At 55.8% G+C, this 19,930-nt stretch carries 18 protein-coding genes and 2 tRNA genes; 7 read left to right on the forward strand and 13 right to left on the reverse strand.

Annotated features, from left to right (window positions below; translation table 11 throughout):
* Window positions 1-26 precede the first annotated feature (26 nt).
* Window positions 27-112 (forward strand) — tRNA-Leu (locus tag ACN0VL_RS01280).
* A 140-nt stretch (window positions 113-252) separates the two neighbouring features.
* Here ACN0VL_RS01280 and ACN0VL_RS01285 read toward each other — a convergent pair.
* The 3 genes from ACN0VL_RS01285 to ACN0VL_RS01295 all read right to left on the reverse strand — a co-directional run bounded on the left by ACN0VL_RS01285 (window position 253) and on the right by ACN0VL_RS01295 (window position 2,292).
* Window positions 253-456, reverse strand: a complete 204-nt coding sequence (locus ACN0VL_RS01285) for a hypothetical protein (RefSeq protein WP_417614319.1) — start codon at window positions 454-456, stop codon at window positions 253-255.
* 83 nt (window positions 457-539) lie between these two features.
* The gene (gene rlmD, locus ACN0VL_RS01290) at window positions 540-1,886 is read right to left on the reverse strand and encodes a 23S rRNA (uracil(1939)-C(5))-methyltransferase RlmD (protein WP_417614320.1); all 1,347 of its coding nucleotides are present in this window, start codon (window positions 1,884-1,886) and stop codon (window positions 540-542) included.
* Window positions 1,887-2,207: 321 nt separating this feature from the next.
* Window positions 2,208-2,292: transfer RNA gene (locus tag ACN0VL_RS01295), tRNA-Leu, on the reverse strand.
* Between the two features lie 250 nt (window positions 2,293-2,542).
* Between ACN0VL_RS01295 and ACN0VL_RS01300 the strand changes: the two genes are divergently transcribed.
* A complete protein-coding gene (locus ACN0VL_RS01300; protein WP_417614321.1) occupies window positions 2,543-2,998 on the forward strand; it encodes an RDD family protein in 456 nt (151 codons plus the stop codon).
* Between the two features lie 219 nt (window positions 2,999-3,217).
* Here the strand turns inward: ACN0VL_RS01300 and lptG are convergent, their stop codons facing one another.
* Entirely contained in the window at window positions 3,218-4,288 is a 1,071-nt protein-coding gene (gene lptG / locus ACN0VL_RS01305; protein WP_417614322.1) for an LPS export ABC transporter permease LptG, read from the reverse strand.
* A complete protein-coding gene (gene lptF, locus ACN0VL_RS01310) occupies window positions 4,288-5,400 on the reverse strand; it encodes an LPS export ABC transporter permease LptF (protein WP_417614323.1) in 1,113 nt (370 codons plus the stop codon). The genes lptG and lptF overlap by 1 nt, the downstream gene beginning before the upstream one ends.
* A 161-nt stretch (window positions 5,401-5,561) precedes the next feature.
* On the opposite strand from lptF, the gene pepA reads away from it, so the two are divergent.
* The 4 genes from pepA to ACN0VL_RS01330 all read left to right on the forward strand — a co-directional run bounded on the left by pepA (window position 5,562) and on the right by ACN0VL_RS01330 (window position 11,067).
* Window positions 5,562-7,073 carry a leucyl aminopeptidase gene (pepA, locus tag ACN0VL_RS01315; RefSeq protein ID WP_417614324.1) on the forward strand — a complete coding sequence of 504 codons (1,512 nt, stop codon included), beginning with the start codon at window positions 5,562-5,564 and terminating at the stop codon, window positions 7,071-7,073.
* Between the two features lie 2 nt (window positions 7,074-7,075).
* Window positions 7,076-7,522 carry a DNA polymerase III subunit chi gene (locus ACN0VL_RS01320; RefSeq protein ID WP_417614325.1) on the forward strand — a complete coding sequence of 149 codons (447 nt, stop codon included), beginning with the start codon at window positions 7,076-7,078 and terminating at the stop codon, window positions 7,520-7,522.
* Window positions 7,523-7,526: 4 nt separating this feature from the next.
* On the forward strand, window positions 7,527-10,379 hold the full coding sequence (locus ACN0VL_RS01325) for a valine--tRNA ligase (protein WP_417614326.1): 2,853 nt from the start codon (window positions 7,527-7,529) through the stop codon (window positions 10,377-10,379).
* A gap of 112 nt (window positions 10,380-10,491) precedes the next feature.
* Window positions 10,492-11,067: a CAP domain-containing protein gene (locus ACN0VL_RS01330; protein WP_417614327.1), complete on the forward strand. Its 576-nt coding sequence runs from the start codon at window positions 10,492-10,494 to the stop codon at window positions 11,065-11,067.
* Between the two features lie 241 nt (window positions 11,068-11,308).
* On the opposite strand, the gene ACN0VL_RS01335 is transcribed toward ACN0VL_RS01330, so the two are convergent.
* Both ACN0VL_RS01335 and ACN0VL_RS01340 read right to left on the reverse strand, forming a co-directional pair.
* Entirely contained in the window at window positions 11,309-11,533 is a 225-nt protein-coding gene (locus tag ACN0VL_RS01335; protein ID WP_417614328.1) for a glycine zipper 2TM domain-containing protein, read from the reverse strand.
* A 116-nt stretch (window positions 11,534-11,649) separates the two neighbouring features.
* Complete coding sequence (locus ACN0VL_RS01340) at window positions 11,650-12,057, reverse strand: hypothetical protein (RefSeq protein ID WP_417614329.1); 408 nt, start codon at window positions 12,055-12,057, stop codon at window positions 11,650-11,652.
* A 153-nt stretch (window positions 12,058-12,210) separates the two neighbouring features.
* Here ACN0VL_RS01340 and ACN0VL_RS01345 point away from each other — a divergent pair, with 153 nt between their 5' ends.
* Complete coding sequence (locus tag ACN0VL_RS01345; protein ID WP_417614330.1) at window positions 12,211-12,762, forward strand: GNAT family N-acetyltransferase; 552 nt, start codon at window positions 12,211-12,213, stop codon at window positions 12,760-12,762.
* Here ACN0VL_RS01345 and rraB read toward each other — a convergent pair.
* The 6 genes from rraB to ftsZ all read right to left on the reverse strand — a co-directional run bounded on the left by rraB (window position 12,747) and on the right by ftsZ (window position 19,921).
* Window positions 12,747-13,091 carry a ribonuclease E inhibitor RraB gene (rraB, locus tag ACN0VL_RS01350; protein ID WP_417614331.1) on the reverse strand — a complete coding sequence of 115 codons (345 nt, stop codon included), beginning with the start codon at window positions 13,089-13,091 and terminating at the stop codon, window positions 12,747-12,749. The genes ACN0VL_RS01345 and rraB overlap by 16 nt on opposite strands.
* 38 nt (window positions 13,092-13,129) lie before the next feature.
* Entirely contained in the window at window positions 13,130-13,849 is a 720-nt protein-coding gene (locus ACN0VL_RS01355; RefSeq protein ID WP_417614332.1) for a 1-acylglycerol-3-phosphate O-acyltransferase, read from the reverse strand.
* A gap of 180 nt (window positions 13,850-14,029) precedes the next feature.
* On the reverse strand, window positions 14,030-16,765 hold the full coding sequence (gene secA / locus ACN0VL_RS01360) for a preprotein translocase subunit SecA (RefSeq protein WP_417614333.1): 2,736 nt from the start codon (window positions 16,763-16,765) through the stop codon (window positions 14,030-14,032).
* A gap of 50 nt (window positions 16,766-16,815) precedes the next feature.
* Complete coding sequence (locus ACN0VL_RS01365; protein WP_417614334.1) at window positions 16,816-17,667, reverse strand: M23 family metallopeptidase; 852 nt, start codon at window positions 17,665-17,667, stop codon at window positions 16,816-16,818.
* Between the two features lie 69 nt (window positions 17,668-17,736).
* Entirely contained in the window at window positions 17,737-18,660 is a 924-nt protein-coding gene (lpxC, locus tag ACN0VL_RS01370) for a UDP-3-O-acyl-N-acetylglucosamine deacetylase (RefSeq protein WP_417614335.1), read from the reverse strand.
* A gap of 118 nt (window positions 18,661-18,778) precedes the next feature.
* Complete coding sequence (gene ftsZ / locus ACN0VL_RS01375; protein WP_417614534.1) at window positions 18,779-19,921, reverse strand: cell division protein FtsZ; 1,143 nt, start codon at window positions 19,919-19,921, stop codon at window positions 18,779-18,781.
* Window positions 19,922-19,930 lie beyond the last annotated feature (9 nt).

Below are 19,930 nucleotides of genomic sequence, written 5' to 3' on the forward strand. Positions count from 1 at the left end.
TCTAAAATAGCCGAACAATCAGGTATGCGAGGGTGGCGGAATTGGTAGACGCGCTAGCTTCAGGTGTTAGTGTCCTATGGATGTGGGGGTTCAAGTCCCCCCCTTCGCACCACCATTGTTCTCTTCTGCAGTTTTCTGGTTAAGCAACCAAATCCCGATAATATCTTCACACCCCTTTTCAACTTGTTCCGATACCCAGCCGTGGCCGCTTTTATAAAGGCCGATGATGCTGCGTACCCGCAATTTACCCTGCTAGATGGCCTTATCAGTCATCATCATGCCCACTATCACTCCCAACCCGGCCAGGCCAGCTGCGGGTAACCAGTACCAATGACGGCTGACCGAAGGCATCGCCAGCACCATGGTAAAAAGGGCGAACCCCGCACTTAACCACAAGGTCAGTGATGAGCTTGGCACCCACCACAGCATCAATAACCAGCCTAATACCAATAACATCACCATAGTGGCTCCTCCCTTTCGCGCCACTGGTGATAATAGTTATCATTAACATGCAGATCAATGGTTTCCTGCCTTGTTTTTCACTCTGGCGATTGGCAGGTCAGTAAGGCTACGGCCTCTACGTGCATGGTATGCGGAAACATGTCGACCGGGGTGGCCTGCTCGAGCACGAAGCCCTGTTGCGTTAACCAGGCCAGATCCCGCGCCATGCTCTTGGGGTTGCAGGATACATATACCAGCCGACTCGGCTTCATCTCGGCCAGGGTTGCCAGCAAGGCGGCGTCACATCCCTTGCGCGGCGGATCCACCACCACCAGATCGGCAGTAATGCCTTGTTCATAGAGCGCGGGAACCAGCTGCTCTGCACTGCCCTGATAAAACTCGACGTTGGTCATGCCGTTCAACCTGGCGTTGGCTTCGGCATCCACCACGGCTTCCGGCACTATTTCAATGCCATACACCTTACGGGCATGACGTGCCATAAACAGGCTGATGGTGCCAATGCCGCAGTAAAGATCGAAGGCCACTTCATGAGGCTGGGGCTGGGCCAGACGCATGGCCTCTTGATATAACACCTCGGTTTGCAGCGGATTAATCTGGTAAAACGATAACGGAGAAATGGCAAACTGCAGCCCGGCCAGGCTGTCGACAATCAGCTCTTTGCCCCACAGCAAGCGACTTTCGGCGCCCAGCACCCGATTACCCGGCGCAGTATTGATATTCAGCATCAGGCTGGCCAGCCCCTTGACCGATTCCAGCTCTGTCACCAATTGTGCCAGCGCTTGCTGCGACGGCTCCTCTGCCACCACCAACACCACCATCAACTCGCCACTGTTTACGCCATTGCGCACCATGATGTGGCGAACACAGCCCTTGTGGCTCGACTCGTTATAAGCTGACACCCCACAGCGGCGCATCCAGGCTCTGACGCCTTGCACCACTTCGGTGGTTTCAGCGGCTTGCACCGGGCATTCGTCTACCTCCACCAGCTGATGGCTGTGTTTGGCATAAAAGCCAATGCTGGGGCCGGCCTGCACCGCATACTGTGCCTTGTTGCGATAATGGAAAGGTTGGCTCATGCCGAGCGTATCGGCCACCGGACAAGTCAGCTCTTTAGCCTGCAAGGCATCCAGCAGTATCTGTCGCTTTAATCTGAGCTGGGCTTCATTGTTCATCACCCTGAGCTGGCAGCCCCCACAGCGGGTATAAGCGCAGAAGTCTTCCCGTCGTGCGGCGGCGGCTTGCAGCACCCTCACCAGAGTACCCTGACAAAAATTTGGCTTGACCAGGCTCAGGCTGACTTCTACCTGTTCGCCGGGCAAGGCCCCTTCGATAAACAAAGGCCGCCCTTCTACAGTCGCGATGCCGTCTCCTTTATCGGTCAGGCTATGAACAGTCGCGGTAACCAGCTGGCCGGGTTTTAACATGGGAATACACTCTATACGTTAGGCTGAAAAACAAGGGCAACCAGACCGCTACCGAGCAAACAACAAGTGCGCACAGACGATAACGCCATCATGGTCGGGGCGTGAAGATGAATCAGGCTATTCTACTTGATCGGCCCTGCTACGGGAATCACACATAAAAAACCGCCAGCCTGAAAAGAGATTGCATAGCAATGCTTGTCAGAGCTATTTACGGCTCACTGATATTGTTCAGATGGTAGATTTTTTAACAAGAGAGATTGAATCAGATATATATTGGGAGGTATTACCGGGAGGGAATTGCGTTTTTCGTTATTCATAAAGTGGTAGCGGTGGGCGGACTTGAACCGCCACGCCCGAAGGCAACGGATTTTGAATCCGTCGTGTATACCAATTTCACCACACCGCCACTGCTTGCTTCACCTTGGTGAGCGAGGTGAATTATACGTATTCAAACGCGAGCCGCAAGCAGATTATTAATAATTCCCGCCAAGTGCACACTATTTGCGCACCTGTGTCTTGTTCGCTTTATCACAGTACAAAAATGAACACTTGCCGTCGCTTTTGTTAGAATCCCCCTACTTCATCTTTTCAATAAATGGCGGTGACTCGTGGTGTCTTCTTATTCGGATTATGTGGGTTTGCCTCGGGCAGGTGTGATGCGGCGTCTGGCAGCCTGGCTGTATGATCTGCTGGTGGTGGTCTCGCTGCTGATGGTGACCGGCTTTATTTACTTTGGTTTGACGTCGCTGGCGCTCTCCATGGAGTGGATCAGCCTGGGGCCTTATGAAGACACGGCGGCGCTCTTGAGTGCCAGTCACTGGTATCAGCTGTGCCTGCTGGCCGTTGCCCTGTTTTTTTATTGCTGGTTTTGGCGTACCAGCGGCCAGACGATAGGTATGCGTGCCTGGCGGCTGCGGGTACAGAACACGGACGGCAGGCGACTGCGTCTGGCACAGTGTATTATTCGTGCCGCCAGCGCCTTGCTGGGGCTGGGGAACTTCTGGATTTTATTCAACCCCCACAGCAAACTGGCATTGCAGGATAAGATTGCCGACTGTGAAGTGATAGTGATGAGCAAAGAGCTGAACAAGCAGCTATTGGATAAAAAATAAACAGTACCAAGTGCCTGACATCAAACCTGTTTATTAATCACAATTATTTGTTGTAGGTATTATTTGCGTAGTCAGGCAGTGGGCACAGCTCCTCCGACTCGCCGTGAATACCTCCCTGTAGGCTCCGCCGCGCCATCCCTGGCACGGAGGGTCGGTGGAGCTGACACCCACAGCCCCCAATTTAGCAAGACGCCGAGAATTGTATGCCCGGCACCGGGCTCAGGCTCTTCTGTTCAGCAAAAACAGCGCTATGCCGATAAACAGCAGGCTGGGGCCAAGCGCCCCCAGCATGGGGGGCACGTCATAAACCAGGCTGATGGGACCAAACACCTCGTTGGCCACATAAAAGCTGAAGCCAAACAGAATGCCCATCAACAACCGGGCCCCCATGGTAACGCTACGCAGGGCACCAAAGACAAAGGAAGAGGCCAGCAGCATCATGGCGATCACCATGATCGGCTGCAAGGCTTTACGCCAGAACTCCAGGGCATACAGACCACTGTCCTGACCATTGTCTTCCAGATAGCCTTTGTATTCCCATAAACCACGCATCGAGAGCTCACTGGGCTCTATCGCTACCACCCCCAGCTTTTCCGGCGTCAGGCTGGTTTGCCACTCGCGGCTATCAAACTTTTTGGCTTCAATAGAAACCCCGTGGTTAAACAGGGTGTCGGTGATATTGGTCAGCCGCCATTGCTGACCTTCATAACTGGCACTGGCGGCCTGGGTAATGCGCTTGAGCCGGGTGTCATCATCAAAATAGTAGAGCGTTATATCACGCAGGGTGCCGTCACGGCGGGCCTGCCCGATATTGATATAGGCATCGTTGTCCTTGGCCCAGACGCCATAAACAGATAACACCACCTGGCCATCGGACTTCGCCTGGGTACGCAAGTCATCCGATGCCAGCTTGGCTACCGGGGCCACATACTCACCCATTAACATAATCAGCAGCATCAGCGGGAGCGTGGTTTTCAGGGCGCTGATCACGATATTGAAACGAGAACGACCGGCCGCCTGCATCACCACCAGTTCGCTGTTACTGGCCAGTTGCCCCAGCCCTATCAGCCCACCCAGCAAGGCGGCGATAGGAAAAAACAGCACGATTTCCTGGGGCATCGACAGCACGACAAAATAAAACGCGGACAACAGCGTGTAACTGCCCTCACCTACGCTACGCAGCTGCTCGACATAGCGAATAATGGCCGACAGGCCCACCAGGGTCAGCTCACACAACAAGATAGACATCAACACGGTACGGCCGATGTAGCGATCAAAAATAGTTAACATCAGGCTGCCTTGTTTCGTTTCAGTTTTTCTCGGGTGCGGTTCCACCAGGCGGTTTCCAGCACATTCAGTGGCAACGCCACCAGCAATAAAAAGCCGATAGGTACAATATAAAGTCCCGGATAGACAGGCAGGCTACCCGCTTCTACCGCCGAGCGAGAGGCGCTTTGTAATAAAAAGTAGGCCAGATAGAGCAGTATGGCAGGCAACAACTTGGCATAACGGCCTTGCCGGGGATTAACCACCGCCAGCGGCACCACCGCCAGCACCAGCACCAGCATCGACAGGGGGAGCACCAGCCGCCACTGCAGTTCGACCTTGTCGAGCAACTCATTGGACTGACTTAACACGCTGCTCTCGAGCGCCGACTCTTTGCGTTCTACCTCTCCGATTTTGCTGGCGCGGATATAGGCGCTGTATTCGTCAAATTCGGCCACATCAAACTGTCGGCTTCCCGGCACACCACTGTAGCGGTGGCCCTGGTCGAGCGTTAGCCACTGGCCACCGTCACGCTCCTGAAAGCGCCCGCTGTTCGCCACCACTATGCTGGGAGCCTGCTGGGCCTGGGCCCGCTGCACCACAAACAGGCGACTCAGGTTGCTGTTGTCGCTATCTCTGGTATTCAGGTTTTCGATGTAGGCCACCACTCGCCCGCCGTCCAGGCTCATGAATCGGGCTTCACGCAGCAGGGCAAAACCGGGATCGGCCTTTACCTGCTCTCTTATCTGGTACACTTGCGCCTTCGACCAGGGGTTCAGCCACAACGAGTTAAACAGCGCAGCCCCGGTCCAGAACAACGCCAGAATAAGAGTGACGGTCATGATTTTGCCAGGGCCTATGCCCACGGCACGCATCACCGTCATCTCACTGTCGGCATACAGGCGGCCATGAGCAAACAAAATGCCCAGATACAGGCTGATGGGTAACATCAGCGTGGTCATGTCGGGCATGTTCAGCAGCAAGAGTTTACCGACCAGCCCGGCGGGTATGGTGCCATTGGCAGCCCCGCCCAGTACCTCGATAAAGTTCTGGCTGACGAAGATCAGCAGCAACACAAATAACACAGCAAGCTGCGTCTTCAGGGTTTCCCAAAACAAATAGCGGAATGCAATCACCGTTAATCCCAGTGTTAACTTGTCTTTTCAATGGAAACGCTTAAGAATAAGCGTAAAATTACGATTTTCGCATATTAAGCACGCGAAGATCTGCATGTTTTAGCGACGGTCTTCATTATCGTTGATCTAACGCTCATTGTCTTCAAGCTGTAGGAGAATCCATGGAGTTCAGTGTTAAAAGTGGTAGCCCCGAGAAACAGCGTAGCGCCTGTATCGTGGTGGGCGTATTTGAACCCCGCCGTCTGTCTCCAGTGGCCGAACAGCTGGATAAAATCAGCGACGGCTACCTGAGTGCGTTGCTGCGTCGCGGCGATCTGGAAGGCAAGGCCGGCCAGATGCTACTGTTGCATCAAGTACCCGGCGTACTCAGCGAGCGCGTGCTGCTGGTCGGCTGTGGTAAAGAACGTGAGCTGGACGAACGCCAGTATAAACAAATTATCCGCAATACCATTAGTACTCTTAACGATACCGGCTCGATGGAAGCAGTGTGCTTTTTAACCGAGCTGCACGTCAAGGGCCGTGATACTTACTGGAAGGTACGCCAGGCGGTAGAAACCACCAAGGCCAGCCTGTATACCTTTGACCAGTTCAAGACCAACAAAGCCGAGCCGCGCCGCCCGCTGCGCAAGATGGTATTCAACGTGCCCACGCGACGAGAACTGCCCATTGGCGAGCGTGCCATTGCCCACGGTCTGGCCGTCGCCAGAGGCGTTAGAGTCTGTCGCAATGTTGCAAACATGCCGCCCAACATCTGCAACCCGGCTTACCTCGCCTCTCAGGCCCGCCAGCTGGCCGATGCCTGGGACAACATCAATACCCGGGTGATTGGCGAAGAAGAAATGGCCGAGCTGGGCATGAATGCCTACCTGGCCGTGGCGCGCGGCTCGCACAACGAAGCCATGATGTCGGTCATCGAATACAAGGGTAACCCGGACCCCGACGCCCGCCCCATTGCTCTGATCGGCAAGGGCCTGACCTTTGATGCCGGCGGCATTTCGTTAAAGCCTGGCGAAGGCATGGACGAAATGAAGTACGACATGGGTGGTGCCGCCGCCGTGCTGGGTACCATGCAGGCGCTGGCCGAATTGCAGCTGCCGATCAACGTGGTCGCCATTCTCGCCGGTTGCGAAAACATGCCGGATGGCAATGCCTATCGTCCTGGTGATATTCTGACCAGCATGTCGGGCCAGACCATTGAAGTACTGAACACCGATGCCGAAGGCCGTCTGGTGCTGTGCGATGCCCTCACCTTTGTTGAGCGTTTCGAGCCGGAAGTAGTGGTCGACGTGGCTACCCTGACCGGGGCCTGTATTGTGGCGCTGGGCCACCAGACCTCTGCCTTGATGGCCAATCACAATCCACTGGCCCACGAGTTGCTGAATGCATCCGAGCAGGCTGGCGACCGGGCCTGGCGCCTGCCGATGAACGAGGAATACCAGGAACAGCTGGAAAGTCCGTTTGCCGACATGGCCAACATTGGTGGTCGTGCCGCCGGTGCCATTACCGCCGCCTGCTTCCTGGGTCGCTTCACCAAAAAGTACAACTGGGCACATCTGGATGTGGCCGGTACGGCTTGGGTAAGCGGCAAGAACAAAGGCGCAACCGGCCGTCCGGTTCCCCTGTTGACCCAGTTTTTACTGAACCGGGCCGGCGTTAACAATATCGAAGAGTAATAATGAGCCAAGGCTGTTTTTATTTGCTGCCAGAGGCGGCCGGCCCCGAGGCATTGGAGCAGTGGGTGTGTCATATCACCACCGACTACTATCGCCAGGGGCTGGGCGTCTTTATCCATGCCCGCGACCAGGCGCAAGCCGAAGCGCTGGATGAGCGGCTATGGCAACAGCCTGCCGACGGTTTTGTGGCGCACAACCTGCAGGGCGAAGGCCCGCGCCAGGGTGCCCAGGTAGTGATTGGCTGGCAAGCGCCCCAAAGCGGCCGTGCCGTGTTAATCAACCTGGCGCCCGACGCCCCGGATTTTGCCCGGCGCTTTACCCAGCTCATTGATTTTGTGCCCTCGGACGACGAGGGCAAACAACAGGCTCGCGAGCGCTTCAAAGCCTATCGTCAGGCCGGTTTCACACTGACAACCGCCCCTGTACCTTCCCAAACTCAAGACGAATAACATCATGGAAAAAACCTTTAATCCCAATGCTATCGAGCAGGCCATGTACCAGCAATGGGAAAGCAAGGGCTACTTCAAGCCCCATGGCGACACCAGCAAGCCCGCCTACAGCATCATGATACCGCCACCCAACGTGACCGGTAGCCTGCACATGGGCCATGCGTTTCAGGACACCATAATGGATACCCTGATCCGCTATCAGCGCATGCAGGGCAAAAACACCTTGTGGCAGGTGGGTACCGACCACGCGGGTATTGCCACGCAAATGGTGGTTGAGCGCAAAATCGCCGCAGAAGAAAACAAAACCCGCCACGATTACGGTCGTGAAGCCTTTATCGACAAGATTTGGGACTGGAAAAACGAGTCCGGCGGTACCATTACCCAGCAGCTGCGCCGCCTGGGTGCCTCGGTGGACTGGGAGCGCGAGCGCTTCACCATGGACGAAGGTCTGTCCAATGCGGTGAAAGAAGTGTTTGTTCAGCTGTATGAAGACGACCTGATTTATCGTGGCAAGCGCCTGGTTAACTGGGATCCCAAGCTCAATACCGCCATCTCGGATCTGGAAGTGGAAAACCGCGAGCTGAAAGGCCATATGTGGCATTTCCGCTATCCGCTGGCCGATGGCGCCACCACCGCCGACGGTAAAAACTACCTGGTCGTGGCCACCACCCGCCCCGAAACCATGCTCGGCGATACCGCAGTCGCGGTTAACCCGGAAGATCCGCGCTACCAGAACCTGATTGGCAAGTTTATCGAGCTGCCTCTGGTGGGCCGCCGTATTCCCATCGTCGGTGACGAACACGCGGACATGGAAAAAGGCACCGGTTGTGTGAAAATCACCCCGGCCCACGACTTCAACGATGCGGAAGTGGGCAAGCGCCATCAGCTGCCCTTGATCAACGTGCTGACCCTGAACGCGCATATTCGCGATCTCGCCGAGGTGTTTACCACCAAGGGTGAAGTCAGCGATGTGTATTCCGCCGAGCTGCCAGCTCAGTTTCATGGCCTGGAGCGCTACGAGGCGCGTAAAGCCATTGTGGCGGCACTGGATGAGCTGGGCCTGCTGGATAGCGTGAAAGATCACGACCTGACCGTGCCCTATGGCGACCGCGGTGGCGTCGTCATCGAGCCCATGCTGACCGACCAGTGGTATGTGCGTGCCGCGCCGTTAGCCAAGGTGGCGACCCAGGCGGTAGAAGACGGTGACATCGAGTTTGTGCCCAAGCAGTACGAAAACATGTACTTCTCCTGGATGCGCGACGTGCAGGACTGGTGTATCTCGCGCCAGCTGTGGTGGGGGCACCGCATTCCGGCCTGGTACGACGCCGACGGCAAAGTCTATGTCGGCCGCGACGAAGCCGAAGTGCGCGCTACTTACAAGCTGGCCGCCGATGTGGCGCTTCGCCAGGATGAAGACGTACTGGATACCTGGTTCAGCTCGGCCCTGTGGACCTTCTCTACCCTGGGCTGGCCGGAAAAAACGCCGGATCTGTCCACCTTCCACCCCACCAATGTGCTGGTGACCGGCTTCGATATTATTTTCTTCTGGGTGGCGCGCATGATCATGATGACCATGCACTTCATGAAAGATGAAAACGGCAAGCCACAGGTACCCTTTAAAACCGTTTACGTGACCGGTCTTATCCGCGACGAAAATGGCGATAAAATGTCAAAATCCAAGGGTAACGTGCTGGACCCGCTGGATATGATCGACGGCATCGACCTGGAATCACTGGTGACCAAGCGCACCGGTAACATGATGCAACCCAAGCTGGCCGCCAAAATCGAGAAGGATACCCGCAAGACCTTCGCCGATGGCATTGAAGCCCACGGTACCGACGCGCTGCGCTTTACCCTGGCGGCCATGGCCTCTACCGGTCGTGATATCAACTGGGACATGCGCCGACTGGACGGTTACCGCAACTTCTGCAACAAGCTGTGGAATGCGTCGCGCTATGTGCTGATGAGTACCGAAGAGCAGGATTGTGGCCTGAACGGCGGCGAGCTGAACTACTCCCTGGCGGATCGCTGGATCCAGGCGCAGCTGCAGGTCACCATCAAGGACGTTCGCGAAGCGATGGACAGCTATCGCTTCGACCGTGCCGCCAACGCCTTGTACGAGTTTATCTGGAACCAGTTCTGTGACTGGTATCTGGAGCTGACCAAGCCGGTGCTCTGGCACGGTTCAGAAGCCGAGCAGCGTGCGACTCGCAAGACGCTGATTGAAGTGCTGGAAACCTTGCTGCGTCTGGCGCACCCCATCATGCCTTACATTACCGAGGAAATCTGGCAGCGCGTGGCTCCCCTGGCCAACCGTGGGGGCGACAGCATCATGCTGGCCGCTTACCCAGAAGTGGATCCGGCATTGGAAGATGCCGATGCCATGGCCGATCTGGAATGGGTAAAGCGCTTTATTGTCTCGATTCGTAACCTGCGTACCGAGATGAATATCGCGCCGAGCAAGGCACTGTCCGTGTTATTGCGCCCTGCCGGCGATGATGGTCGTCGTGCTCATGACAACGAGGCCTTCCTCAAGGCAATGGCCAAGCTCGAGGCCATTACGCACCTGACCGCCGATGAAGAAGCGCCGACCTCGACCAAGCAGTTGATTGGTGACACCGAGCTGCTGCTACCCATGGCGGGCTTGATTGATAAAGACGCCGAGCTTGCCCGCTTGCAAAAAGAGCTGGACAAGGTCAAAGGCGAAATCAAGCGCATCGAAGGCAAGCTGAACAACGCCGGCTTTGTGGCCAAGGCACCCGCCGAGGTAGTCGCCAAAGAGCAGGAAAAGCTCGACGAGTATCAGGCCGTATTATCCAAGCTGGTACAACAACAAGAGCAAATTGCCAGCCTGTAAGACGACTCACCGAGTCAGATCAAGAAGCCAGCCTGAAAGGGCTGGCTTTTTCTTTGGGCGAATGGTGAGAAATCTATGCCATCCTTAATAAAAAATGGGACGAGGATACGAGATGAACAGACTACTGCTCTTGACTGGATTGGGGCTGTTGCTGGGTTGTCAGAGCACGGGGACGACGGGCCTCACCTCCTCTCGCCTGGCCCTTGATGAAACAGCCCGGTTGCCGCCGTCCAAATCACCTGTGAATGCGGGGTCCGCTAGCGGCTCACTCACTGACAGTCAGAGACAGCAGCTGGCATACCATAACCGAGTCAGGGCAGACGTCGGGGCGCCGCCGCTCACCTGGTCTGTCGCCGCCGAATCTCAGGCACAACACTGGGCCGGTGAGCTGGCGCGCCGCTGCGACATAGAACACAGTCGAGGATCCGGCTTCGGTGAAAACCTGTTTATGGGGACTCTGGGGTTTTATGACGAGCTGGACGGCATCAAGGCCTGGGAGGAAGAAAAACGGGATTATGCAGGCCAACCACTGAGCCGCAGCCTGGCACCCAGAGTGGGTCACTATACCCAGATGGTCTGGCCTACCACCCGGGTACTGGGTTGTGCCACCTCTGTCTGTAACAACAACATGATTCTGGTATGCAACTACTACCCGCCGGGCAACTATCTCGGGGAGCCTGCCTATTAATACCAAACTGATTAAATAGAAGATCTATTTTTGCTCTATAAATGTCGGACAAAGGGTCTCCTCCACCGACACGCTACAAGCACATCCCTGTGACGCTCAGCACATGACGTCCCTGTCATGTGATGGCCGGCGGAGAAGATCCCTTCATCCTCCTTAATGCTACCGAGTTGCCTGTTCGCGCAGCCTATAAACAACTCGGTGCTTGAGTTGAGCAAGCCTTCCGTTTTGGCTCATGGCGCCGTTATTTCTTATCTTTGTCGATCTGGTTACCGATAATGCCGCCGACCACGGCCCCGCCTATGGTCCCTGTGGTACTGCCACCTGTGAGTACAGAACCGGCTACGCCGCCGGCACCGGCGCCGATAGCGGTATTACGATCCCGGTCCGACATATTACTGCATGCCGACAACCCCAGCATCAGTACGGTTGCCGCGGCAAGTGTGGTGATTCTCTTGATATGTGTCATTGTGATTACCTCGATTCAAAGAGTCGGCCTCACAGCCATACACTATCAGTGTAATCTGTTTGGTAACCACTCGCGCCCCGTTAAGGCTCGCTTGTGTATAATCCTGTCGCCCGGTGTCAGGCGATGCTGCCTAACCAGAGTACGCGCACCACGACCACATTCGCTACCCCCACCAGCAAGAGAAAACTGACGTAGGTCATGACCAGATAACGAAAGTAGTTGCGTTTGCTATGGCGTATCAAGCCTTGTTCTTCTTGATGATGACGGTGGGCCGCGGCTATATTGGCAAACAGGGTCAGCTCAAAGTGCATCAGCACCAGGGTGATCAGGGTCAATACCGTCCCCAGCAGTGGCGCTATCAGGATCCAGCTTTTCAGCACCTGAGTGATCTCCGGCTTGAGGTAAGGCACAGCCCCCAGCACCACCACGCCTATGGTGATCTGAAACAGTTTTTTCCAGATATGATCGTGGCGATATTTATATTCATCCCACAGTAATGCATGAGGATCGTGCGGATGGCACATTGCAGCGCTCCCTGGCTCCTTTCTGGTTACTATAGCACTAAGGGTAACAGCCACTCTGGTTCTGTTATCGGCTAAAATCTCCGTCAGAGGCCAGCCTTGATTCGTCTTGTCAGCCCAGGAATAGTCATTCCCCACAAGAAAACAGGTTTATACATGAATACCAGATTACATCACTCCAGCTCACGTCATACTGATACCCAAGGCGCGGTTTTGGAGCCGATCGACCATCGCCATAATGCGCCTCTGGCAGCGCTTATTCGCGCGGTATCGGCAGAGTACGGCCTCACGGCAGATAAGGGGTTTAGTGTGGCTGACCCCAACCTGGATACACTCAGTTTGCAGTATGATGCGGATAATGCCGGTTACTGGGTGCTGGAAGATACCCGGGGAAATTTACTGGGCGGGGCGGGCTTTGGCCCTGTGGCTGGCTATTCTGATGTCTGTGAGCTGCAGAAGATGTATCTGACCGCTTCGGCCCGCGGTAAGGGCTGGGGTTATCAGCTGGCGTTAAAAGTCATTACTGTCGCCCAATTGCAAGGCTACCGGCGTTGTTATCTGGAAACCACCCGTTTTTTGCCCGAGGCGCTCGCGCTCTATCAGCGACTCGGCTTCAAACCCTGCGCGCGACTGGGCAACACCGGGCATAACGACTGTGAAATTACCCTGATGCTGCCCCTCGTTGAGGAGGCTTACTCTTCGAAGTAAGTCCCCCAGCCGTCGTACTCAATGCCATATTTTTGCGCGACTTTCAGCAATTCCTCAATGTGCTGCATAATGGCAGCTTCATTCAAGGGGCCTTCTTTAATGGCATCAAAGCACAATATGGTTTGACCATCTTCCAGCGTCAGCTCTTCGGCGTCGCTGACCTCAAACCCGGCCTTGAAGCAGTCTACCGCGGCTTTTTCCAGGCGATTGAAATCCAGCCCGGAAAAGTGGTGCTCTATGGTGTAAGCCACATCCGGGTTGCTGCCATCTTCGAGTAAAGAACTGATGATTTCACGGGTTTCTTCTTGCCAGTGTTGCTGAACTGTCATGGGAGGCTCCTGAGCCGGATTACGGAATAAGGTTTAAATCAAGGGCGCCGGACTTCTTCGTCCAGCTCGACAATGCGCTGGGCAATAAGCTGGCGGCTGTGCTTGAGCAGATCTCTGATTTGCTGGGGTGCATAACCGTCGACCGGGATGGGGGGCATGATTTCGACAATCAGCTCGCCATTATCCCAACGATTGAGATCAACCTGACCAAAGTAGCTGGAGCAGGCGATAGGCACTATGGGAACCTTGGCCTGCAACGCAATGTGAAAGGCACCGGTTTTAAACGGCAGCAAGCCTTTGCCCTTGCTGCGGGTGCCTTCCGGAAACATCCAGATCGACATATCGCGATGCCGTATTTTATCGACCACCTTGCCGATAGTGCTGGCGGCCTTGCTTTTATTCTCCCGATTGATCAGCAAGTTGCCACTCAACCAGAAGAGCTGACCGAACAAAGGGATCCAGAACAGACTGTTTTTACCGATAGCCACGGTGCGTGGCATGACGGCGCCGGGCAAGGCAATGATATCCCAGTTACTTTGATGGTTGGCAATATAGACCGCCGAGTGCAGCCCCTCGACGTGCTCATGACCGCGAAGCCGGACCTTGAGTCCAATTAACGGGCAGGCCTTGTGGAACAGACGCCCCAACAAATAGACATTATTGGGATGACGGGGACGCACCAGACACACCACAGTACCCAGAATAAACACCAGCACCATGGCCAGCGCCAACAAGAACAGCCGCAACAGCTTTAACATGAACAAACCTCGTCTTTTGAGAGTCGGCAGTATACTGAGCCGCTCCAACTGGAACAAGACCCGAACGCCAATCGACGGCGCCCAGGGCTGAGCTTGTAGGCTGTGGCACGCTCAATATGGCTGCATTTCAACCATAAAAAAACCGCCCTTATCGGGCGGTTTCGGTACCGTAAACGGGATTTAGCTCAGTTTACCGTGGCACTGCTTGTATTTCTTGCCCGAGCCACAGGGACAAGGGTCATTGCGGCCGACCTTTTGTCCTTCGCGTACGAAGGGCGTGCCGTCTCCGGCTGAGGGCGGTGCCGAGGCGGGTTCCCCGCTGTCCAGCAGGCTATCGGCCGCGGCATGGCTGTAGTTTTGCGGCAGGTTTTCTGCGGCTTCACGGCGTTTTTCTTCTGCCGCGGCGACCTCTTCCTGGCTTTGCACCTTCACCCGGCTCAAAATACTGACCACTTCCCGCTTCAGGCTATCCAGCAGCTGGGTAAACAGCTCGTAAGACTCGCGCTTGTATTCCTGCTTGGGGTTCTTTTGCGCATAGCCCCGCAAGTGGATCCCCTGGCGCAGGTGATCCATGGCGGCCAGGTGTTCTTTCCATAGCGTATCCAGGGTTTGCAGCATCACAGAGGTTTCAAACTGACGCAACACCTCGGGGCCGACCACGGCTTCCTTGTCGGCATAGGCCTGAGCGGCGGCGGCCAGTATCTGTTCACGCAGCTGCTCGTCGTGCAGCTTGTCGTTTTCTTTCAACCAGGCCGATACCGGCACTTCGAGGCCAAAGTCGGACTGCAAGCGTTGCTCAAGCCCGGGCACGTCCCACATTTCTTCCAGGGATTGTGGCGGTATATATTCATCCACTATGCCGTTGATCACATCTTCACGGATCACGGTAATGGTATCGCTGATGTCACTGGCGTCCAGCAATTCGTTGCGCTGCTCGTAGATCACCTTGCGCTGATCGTTGGCCACGTCATCAAATTCCAGCAGGTTTTTACGAATATCGAAGTTGCGGGTTTCGACCTTGCGCTGGGCATTTTCGATGGCCCGGCTCACCCAGGGATGCTCTATGGCCTCCCCTTCTTCCATTCCCAGCTTTTTCATCATGCCGGTCACGCGGTCCGAGGCGAAGATACGCATCAGAGCATCTTCCATCGACAGATAAAAGCGGCTGGAGCCGGCATCGCCCTGACGACCGGAGCGGCCACGCAGCTGGTTATCGATCCGGCGTGACTCGTGCCGTTCGGTCCCTATGATATGCAAACCGCCGGCAGCCACCACAGCGTCGTGGCGTACTTGCCATGCGGCTTTTATCTCAGCTATCTGCTCGGCACTCGGCGCGTCCAGCTTGTCGATTTCTGCCAGCCAGTTACCGCCCAACACGATATCGGTGCCTCGACCCGCCATGTTGGTGGCTATGGTGACGGTGCCCGACTGACCGGCTTCGGCAATAATGTCGGCTTCACTGGCGTGAAACTTGGCGTTCAATACCCGGTGTTGTATGCCTTCTTTATCGAGAATACCGGACAACAGCTCGGAGTTTTCGATAGAAACCGTGCCCACCAGTACCGGCTGTCCGCGCTCGACGCAGTCTTTGATGTCCGCCACTATGGCTTGATACTTTTCTGCCGCGGTCAAATACACCAGATCCCCCATGTCCTTGCGAACCATGGGTTTATTGGTGGGGATCACCACGGTATCCAGGCCATAGATATGCTGGAACTCGAAGGCTTCGGTATCGGCGGTGCCCGTCATGCCGGCCAGCTTGTCGTACAAGCGGAAGAAGTTCTGGAAGGTAATGGAGGCCAGGGTCTGGTTTTCGTTCTGGATTTTCACCCCTTCTCTGGCTTCGACCGCCTGATGCAGCCCCTCGGACCAGCGACGACCCGGCATGGTACGGCCGGTGTGCTCATCAACAATGATCACTTCGCCGTCTTGCACTATGTAGTCGACATTACGCTCGAACAGGGTGTGCGCGCGCAGGCCCGCATTCACGTGAGACAACAGGGTAATGTTGCTGGCAGAAAACAGCGAGTCGTCTTCTGCGATCAGCCCCATGCGCTTGAGCTCTTCTTCCACGAAGATCTGCCCGTTTTCGGTAAGCAGCGCCTGCTTGTTTTTCTCGTCCACCGTATAGTGACCGTCGCCAATATAGTCTTCGGTGTCTTCCTTGTCTTGCTTGACCAGCTTGGGGATCAGGGTATTGATCTGGATATACAGCTCGGAGCTGTCTTCGGCCGGACCGGAGATGATCAAGGGCGTTCGCGCCTCATCGATCAAGACCGAATCCACTTCATCTATCAGGGCATAATACAAGGGGCGCTGCACCCGCTGCTGGGGCGAAAAGGCCATGTTATCGCGCAAGTAGTCGAAACCGAATTCGTTGTTGGTGCCGTAGGTAATATCGGCGGCGTAGGCGGCGTGCTTTTCTTCCGCACTCATGCCCGGTATGTTGCAATCTACCGTCAGCCCCAGAAACTCGTACAGGGGGCGGTTGGCTTCCGCATCCCGGCGGGCCAGATAGTCGTTGACCGTGACTACGTGTACCCCTCGTCCAGTCAAGGCATTCAGATATACCGGCAGGGTGCCGGTCAGGGTCTTGCCTTCACCGGTTTTCATCTCGGCAATCTGGTTGTTATGCAGCACCATGCCGCCAATCAGCTGCACATCGAAGTGACGCATATCGAACACGCGGCGTGAGGCCTCGCGTACCGTGGCAAAGGCCTCGGGCAGTAACTGCTCCAGGGTTTCGCCCTGCTCCAGGCGCTGACGAAACTCAACGGTTTTTGCCTGCAGCTCGGCATCGGAAAGGGCCTCGAACTTTGGCTCCATGGCATTGATTTCATTTACAACTTTGCGCAGCCGCTTCAGGGTTCTGTCATTACGGCTGCCAACTATCATGGTAAAGAGTTTAGTAATCATGTTTGGCCAATTAAGATGATGAAAAATAAAACCCCGTATGGGGCCGAACGTTAGTTTGGCAAAAAGCGCGCGGGATCCAGCTGCCGGTTGCCTTTTAATACTTCGTAATGCAAATGAACGCCGGTTGCACGTCCGGTTCGCCCCATTCGGGCAATTTCCTGCCCCTTGTCGACTCGCTCACCCACTTGAACCAGCTGTGAATCCAAATGAGCATATCGCGTAACCCAGCCCTGTCCATGGCTGATTTCCACCATGTTGCCAAAGGCGGGATGCCGTTCAGACAGGCTGACCACGCCGGCCGCCGTGGCGGCTATCGGTTGCCCCTGTTTCCCGGAAAAATCCAGGCCGCGATGCCAGCGGGCCTGTCCACTGAAGGGGTCGCGACGCTGGCCAAAGCCCGAACTGACACGACTGTAACCAGGCACGGGGTGGCCTTGGATCTGAGTAATCTCATTGATATGGAGATTCAACAGCAAAGATTCAAGTGCCGCCAGGGTGATGCCGTACTCCTGGGTCTGTTGTGAAACCTGGGTCAATGCCTGGTGCAAATCGGAAAAACCGGTAAAGGGACGTTGTAGCAAGTTAACGTCTAAACGCTGCAGTGGCAACTCATCAACCAGATCATAGTCCTTTACCAGCCGCTGTCCCATTAGGCTCACCTGACTCAGCTCGGCCTGTAACTGTCCCAGGCGCTGGCCAATCCGGCTCAGTTCGCGCTGCTGGTTGCGCTTTTTCTGTTCCAGCTGCTGGCCCAGCAGCCACTGCTGGTGCTGTGCGCCTTGCCACTGACTGTACAGATAAAGCATCAGCGGCAGCTGTAACAAGCACAGGCCGAGCAGCAACCGCTGGCTAAGTAATGGCAGTCCGGCACGAGGGGCGGTGGCAGAGGCGGTATGGGTCATGAGATCAGGCTACAGAAGATAAAAGAAAACACGCCAGCGGAGAGAGTGCTGGCGTGTCTTGATCGGGTATTAGGCGGGGTTGAATGCGGTATCGTAGTAACGAATCGGCGACTCGGCACCTTGCTCGTCAAAGGTGACGATTTCCCACGCTTCGGTGTCGGCCAGCATGGCACGCAACAAGGTGTTGTTGAGCGCATGCCCCGTTTTATAGGCGCAAAACTCACCCAGAATGCTGTGGTTGCACATATAGAGATCGCCGATGGCATCCAGCATCTTGTGTTTGACGAACTCGTTGGGGTAACGCAGTCCATCGTCGTTCAGCACCTTGTAGTCATCCAGCACCACGGCGTTTTCCAGGCTGCCGCCCAGGGCCAGATTCTGCGAGTGCAGATACTCGATGTCGCGCATAAAACCAAACGTACGCGCCCGGCTCAGCTCCTTGACAAAGGCGGCACCGGAAAAGTCCAGCACCAGATGCTGACTCTGACCCTCAAACACCGGGTGCTTGAAGTCGATGGTCAGATCCATCTTGAAGCCGCCGCGGTAGGGGCGAAACTCGGCCCACTTGTCGCCGTCTTCAACCCGTACCGTTTTCTTGATACGAATAAAGCGCTTCAGTGCGTTCAGCTCGTGAATGCCGCCAGACTGCAACAGATAGATAAAGGGGTGAGAGCTACCGTCCATGACCGGAACTTCGGGTGCATCCACCTCAATAATCAGGTTGTCGATACCCAGGCCCGCCAGGGCGGCAGACAGGTGCTCTATGGTAGAGACGCGCACACCGTCTTCGTTGACCAAAGCGGTACACAGCATGGTGTCTTTTACCAGGGCGGCATCGGCTCGAATATCGACCTGCGGGTCCAGATCGGTACGACGAAACACGATACCTGTGTTGGCCGGCGCGGGTACAAAGGTCATTTGTACTTTATGGCCGGAGTGCAGGCCTATTCCGGTGGCCTGCACGGTATTCTTTAACGTTCGTTGTCTAATCATGAGGTTATCCGCCAGTAACTTATCCGCCCATTTCAAACCATGGGCAAGATGCGAACCGAATTCAAATGGTCCGATATGTTAGCATAATAATGCGCCACCGCAAATTGCGGTCTCTGACTTAGTCTGCCTGTTTACGCAGGAATGCCGGAATATCCAGGTAGTCCATATCGGACTTGGCCTGAGTCGCATCGGCGTTCACCACCATCTGGCCCGGCTGCTCTTCTCGCTGGGTATCGACGTGGCGCATGCCGTTATCGTCACGGCTGCTGGTGCCCGACTTGACCAGTGTGATGTCCGGCTTGCGCTCGGCACCAATGCCGGTGGCGACCACTGTCACCCGCAGCTCATCGCTGACTTCAGGATCCAGTACCGTACCCACCACCACGGTGGCGTTTTCTGACGCGAACGCCTTGACCGCATTACCCACGGTTTCAAATTCTTCTATGGTCATGTCCAGACCGGCGGTAATGTTGACCAGAATGCCTCGGGCTCCGGCCAGATCCACGTCTTCCAGCAGCGGGCTGGAAATGGCTTTTTCCGCCGCTTCCTCGGCTCTGTCTTCACCGGTGGCGTGACCTGTCCCCATCATGGCAGTGCCCATTTCACGCATCACGGTACGCACGTCCGCAAAGTCGACGTTGATCAGACCAGGACGGGTGATCAGCTCGGCAATCCCCTGCACCGCGCCCAGCAGCACGTCGTTGGCGGCTCGGAAAGCATCCAGCAAGGAAATACCGCGGCCCAGCACCTTCAACAGCTTGTCGTTGGGGATGGTGATCAGGGAGTCAACGTGCTTGGCCAGCTCGTTGATGCCCTGCTGGGCATAGTTCATGCGCTTCTTGCCTTCGAAGGCAAAGGGCTTGGTAACCACGGCCACGGTCAAAATACCCAGCTCCTTGGCTATTTCGGCCACCACGGGTGCAGCACCGGTACCCGTGCCTCCCCCCATGCCGGCGGCGATGAACACCATGTCGGCACCTTCCAGCAAATCGCGAATGGCATCGCGGTCTTCCAGTGCGGCGTCGCGGCCGACTTCCGGGTTGGCGCCCGCGCCCAGCCCCTTGGTGATGTCGCCACCAACCTGCAGCGTCCGGGACGCGCTCGAATTACGCAGTGCCTGGGCATCGGTGTTAATGGCCAAAAACTCGACGTCTTCCAGTTTTTCGCGCACCATGTGCTCAACGGCGTTACCACCGCCGCCACCCACACCGACCACTTTAATAACGGCTTCCTGCTCGTGATCGTTCATTAATTCAAACATGTTACTCAT

Origin of the sequence: Oceanisphaera sp. (assembly GCF_048268965.1) — a bacterium.
Taxonomy (GTDB): domain Bacteria; phylum Pseudomonadota; class Gammaproteobacteria; order Enterobacterales; family Aeromonadaceae; genus Oceanimonas.

Bases quoted from the DNA above. Each gene is read 5' to 3' on its own strand.
- ACN0VL_RS01330 (WP_417614327.1), top strand. From the start codon at position 10,492: ATGAACAGACTACTGCTCTTGACTGGATTGGGGCTGTTGCTGGGTTGT.
- ACN0VL_RS01335 (WP_417614328.1), bottom strand. From the start codon at position 11,533: ATGACACATATCAAGAGAATCACCACACTTGCCGCGGCAACCGTACTG.
- rlmD (WP_417614320.1), bottom strand. From the start codon at position 1,886: ATGTTAAAACCCGGCCAGCTGGTTACCGCGACTGTTCATAGCCTGACC.
- ACN0VL_RS01340 (WP_417614329.1), bottom strand. From the start codon at position 12,057: ATGTGCCATCCGCACGATCCTCATGCATTACTGTGGGATGAATATAAA.
- ACN0VL_RS01320 (WP_417614325.1), top strand. From the start codon at position 7,076: ATGAGCCAAGGCTGTTTTTATTTGCTGCCAGAGGCGGCCGGCCCCGAG.
- ACN0VL_RS01365 (WP_417614334.1), bottom strand. From the start codon at position 17,667: ATGACCCATACCGCCTCTGCCACCGCCCCTCGTGCCGGACTGCCATTA.
- ftsZ (WP_417614534.1), bottom strand. From the start codon at position 19,921: ATGTTTGAATTAATGAACGATCACGAGCAGGAAGCCGTTATTAAAGTG.
- ACN0VL_RS01300 (WP_417614321.1), top strand. From the start codon at position 2,543: ATGCGGCGTCTGGCAGCCTGGCTGTATGATCTGCTGGTGGTGGTCTCG.
- pepA (WP_417614324.1), top strand. From the start codon at position 5,562: ATGGAGTTCAGTGTTAAAAGTGGTAGCCCCGAGAAACAGCGTAGCGCC.
- ACN0VL_RS01355 (WP_417614332.1), bottom strand. From the start codon at position 13,849: ATGTTAAAGCTGTTGCGGCTGTTCTTGTTGGCGCTGGCCATGGTGCTG.
- secA (WP_417614333.1), bottom strand. From the start codon at position 16,765: ATGATTACTAAACTCTTTACCATGATAGTTGGCAGCCGTAATGACAGA.
- rraB (WP_417614331.1), bottom strand. From the start codon at position 13,091: ATGACAGTTCAGCAACACTGGCAAGAAGAAACCCGTGAAATCATCAGT.
- lptG (WP_417614322.1), bottom strand. From the start codon at position 4,288: ATGTTAACTATTTTTGATCGCTACATCGGCCGTACCGTGTTGATGTCT.
- ACN0VL_RS01325 (WP_417614326.1), top strand. From the start codon at position 7,527: ATGGAAAAAACCTTTAATCCCAATGCTATCGAGCAGGCCATGTACCAG.
- lpxC (WP_417614335.1), bottom strand. From the start codon at position 18,660: ATGATTAGACAACGAACGTTAAAGAATACCGTGCAGGCCACCGGAATA.
- ACN0VL_RS01285 (WP_417614319.1), bottom strand. From the start codon at position 456: ATGTTATTGGTATTAGGCTGGTTATTGATGCTGTGGTGGGTGCCAAGC.
- ACN0VL_RS01345 (WP_417614330.1), top strand. From the start codon at position 12,211: ATGAATACCAGATTACATCACTCCAGCTCACGTCATACTGATACCCAA.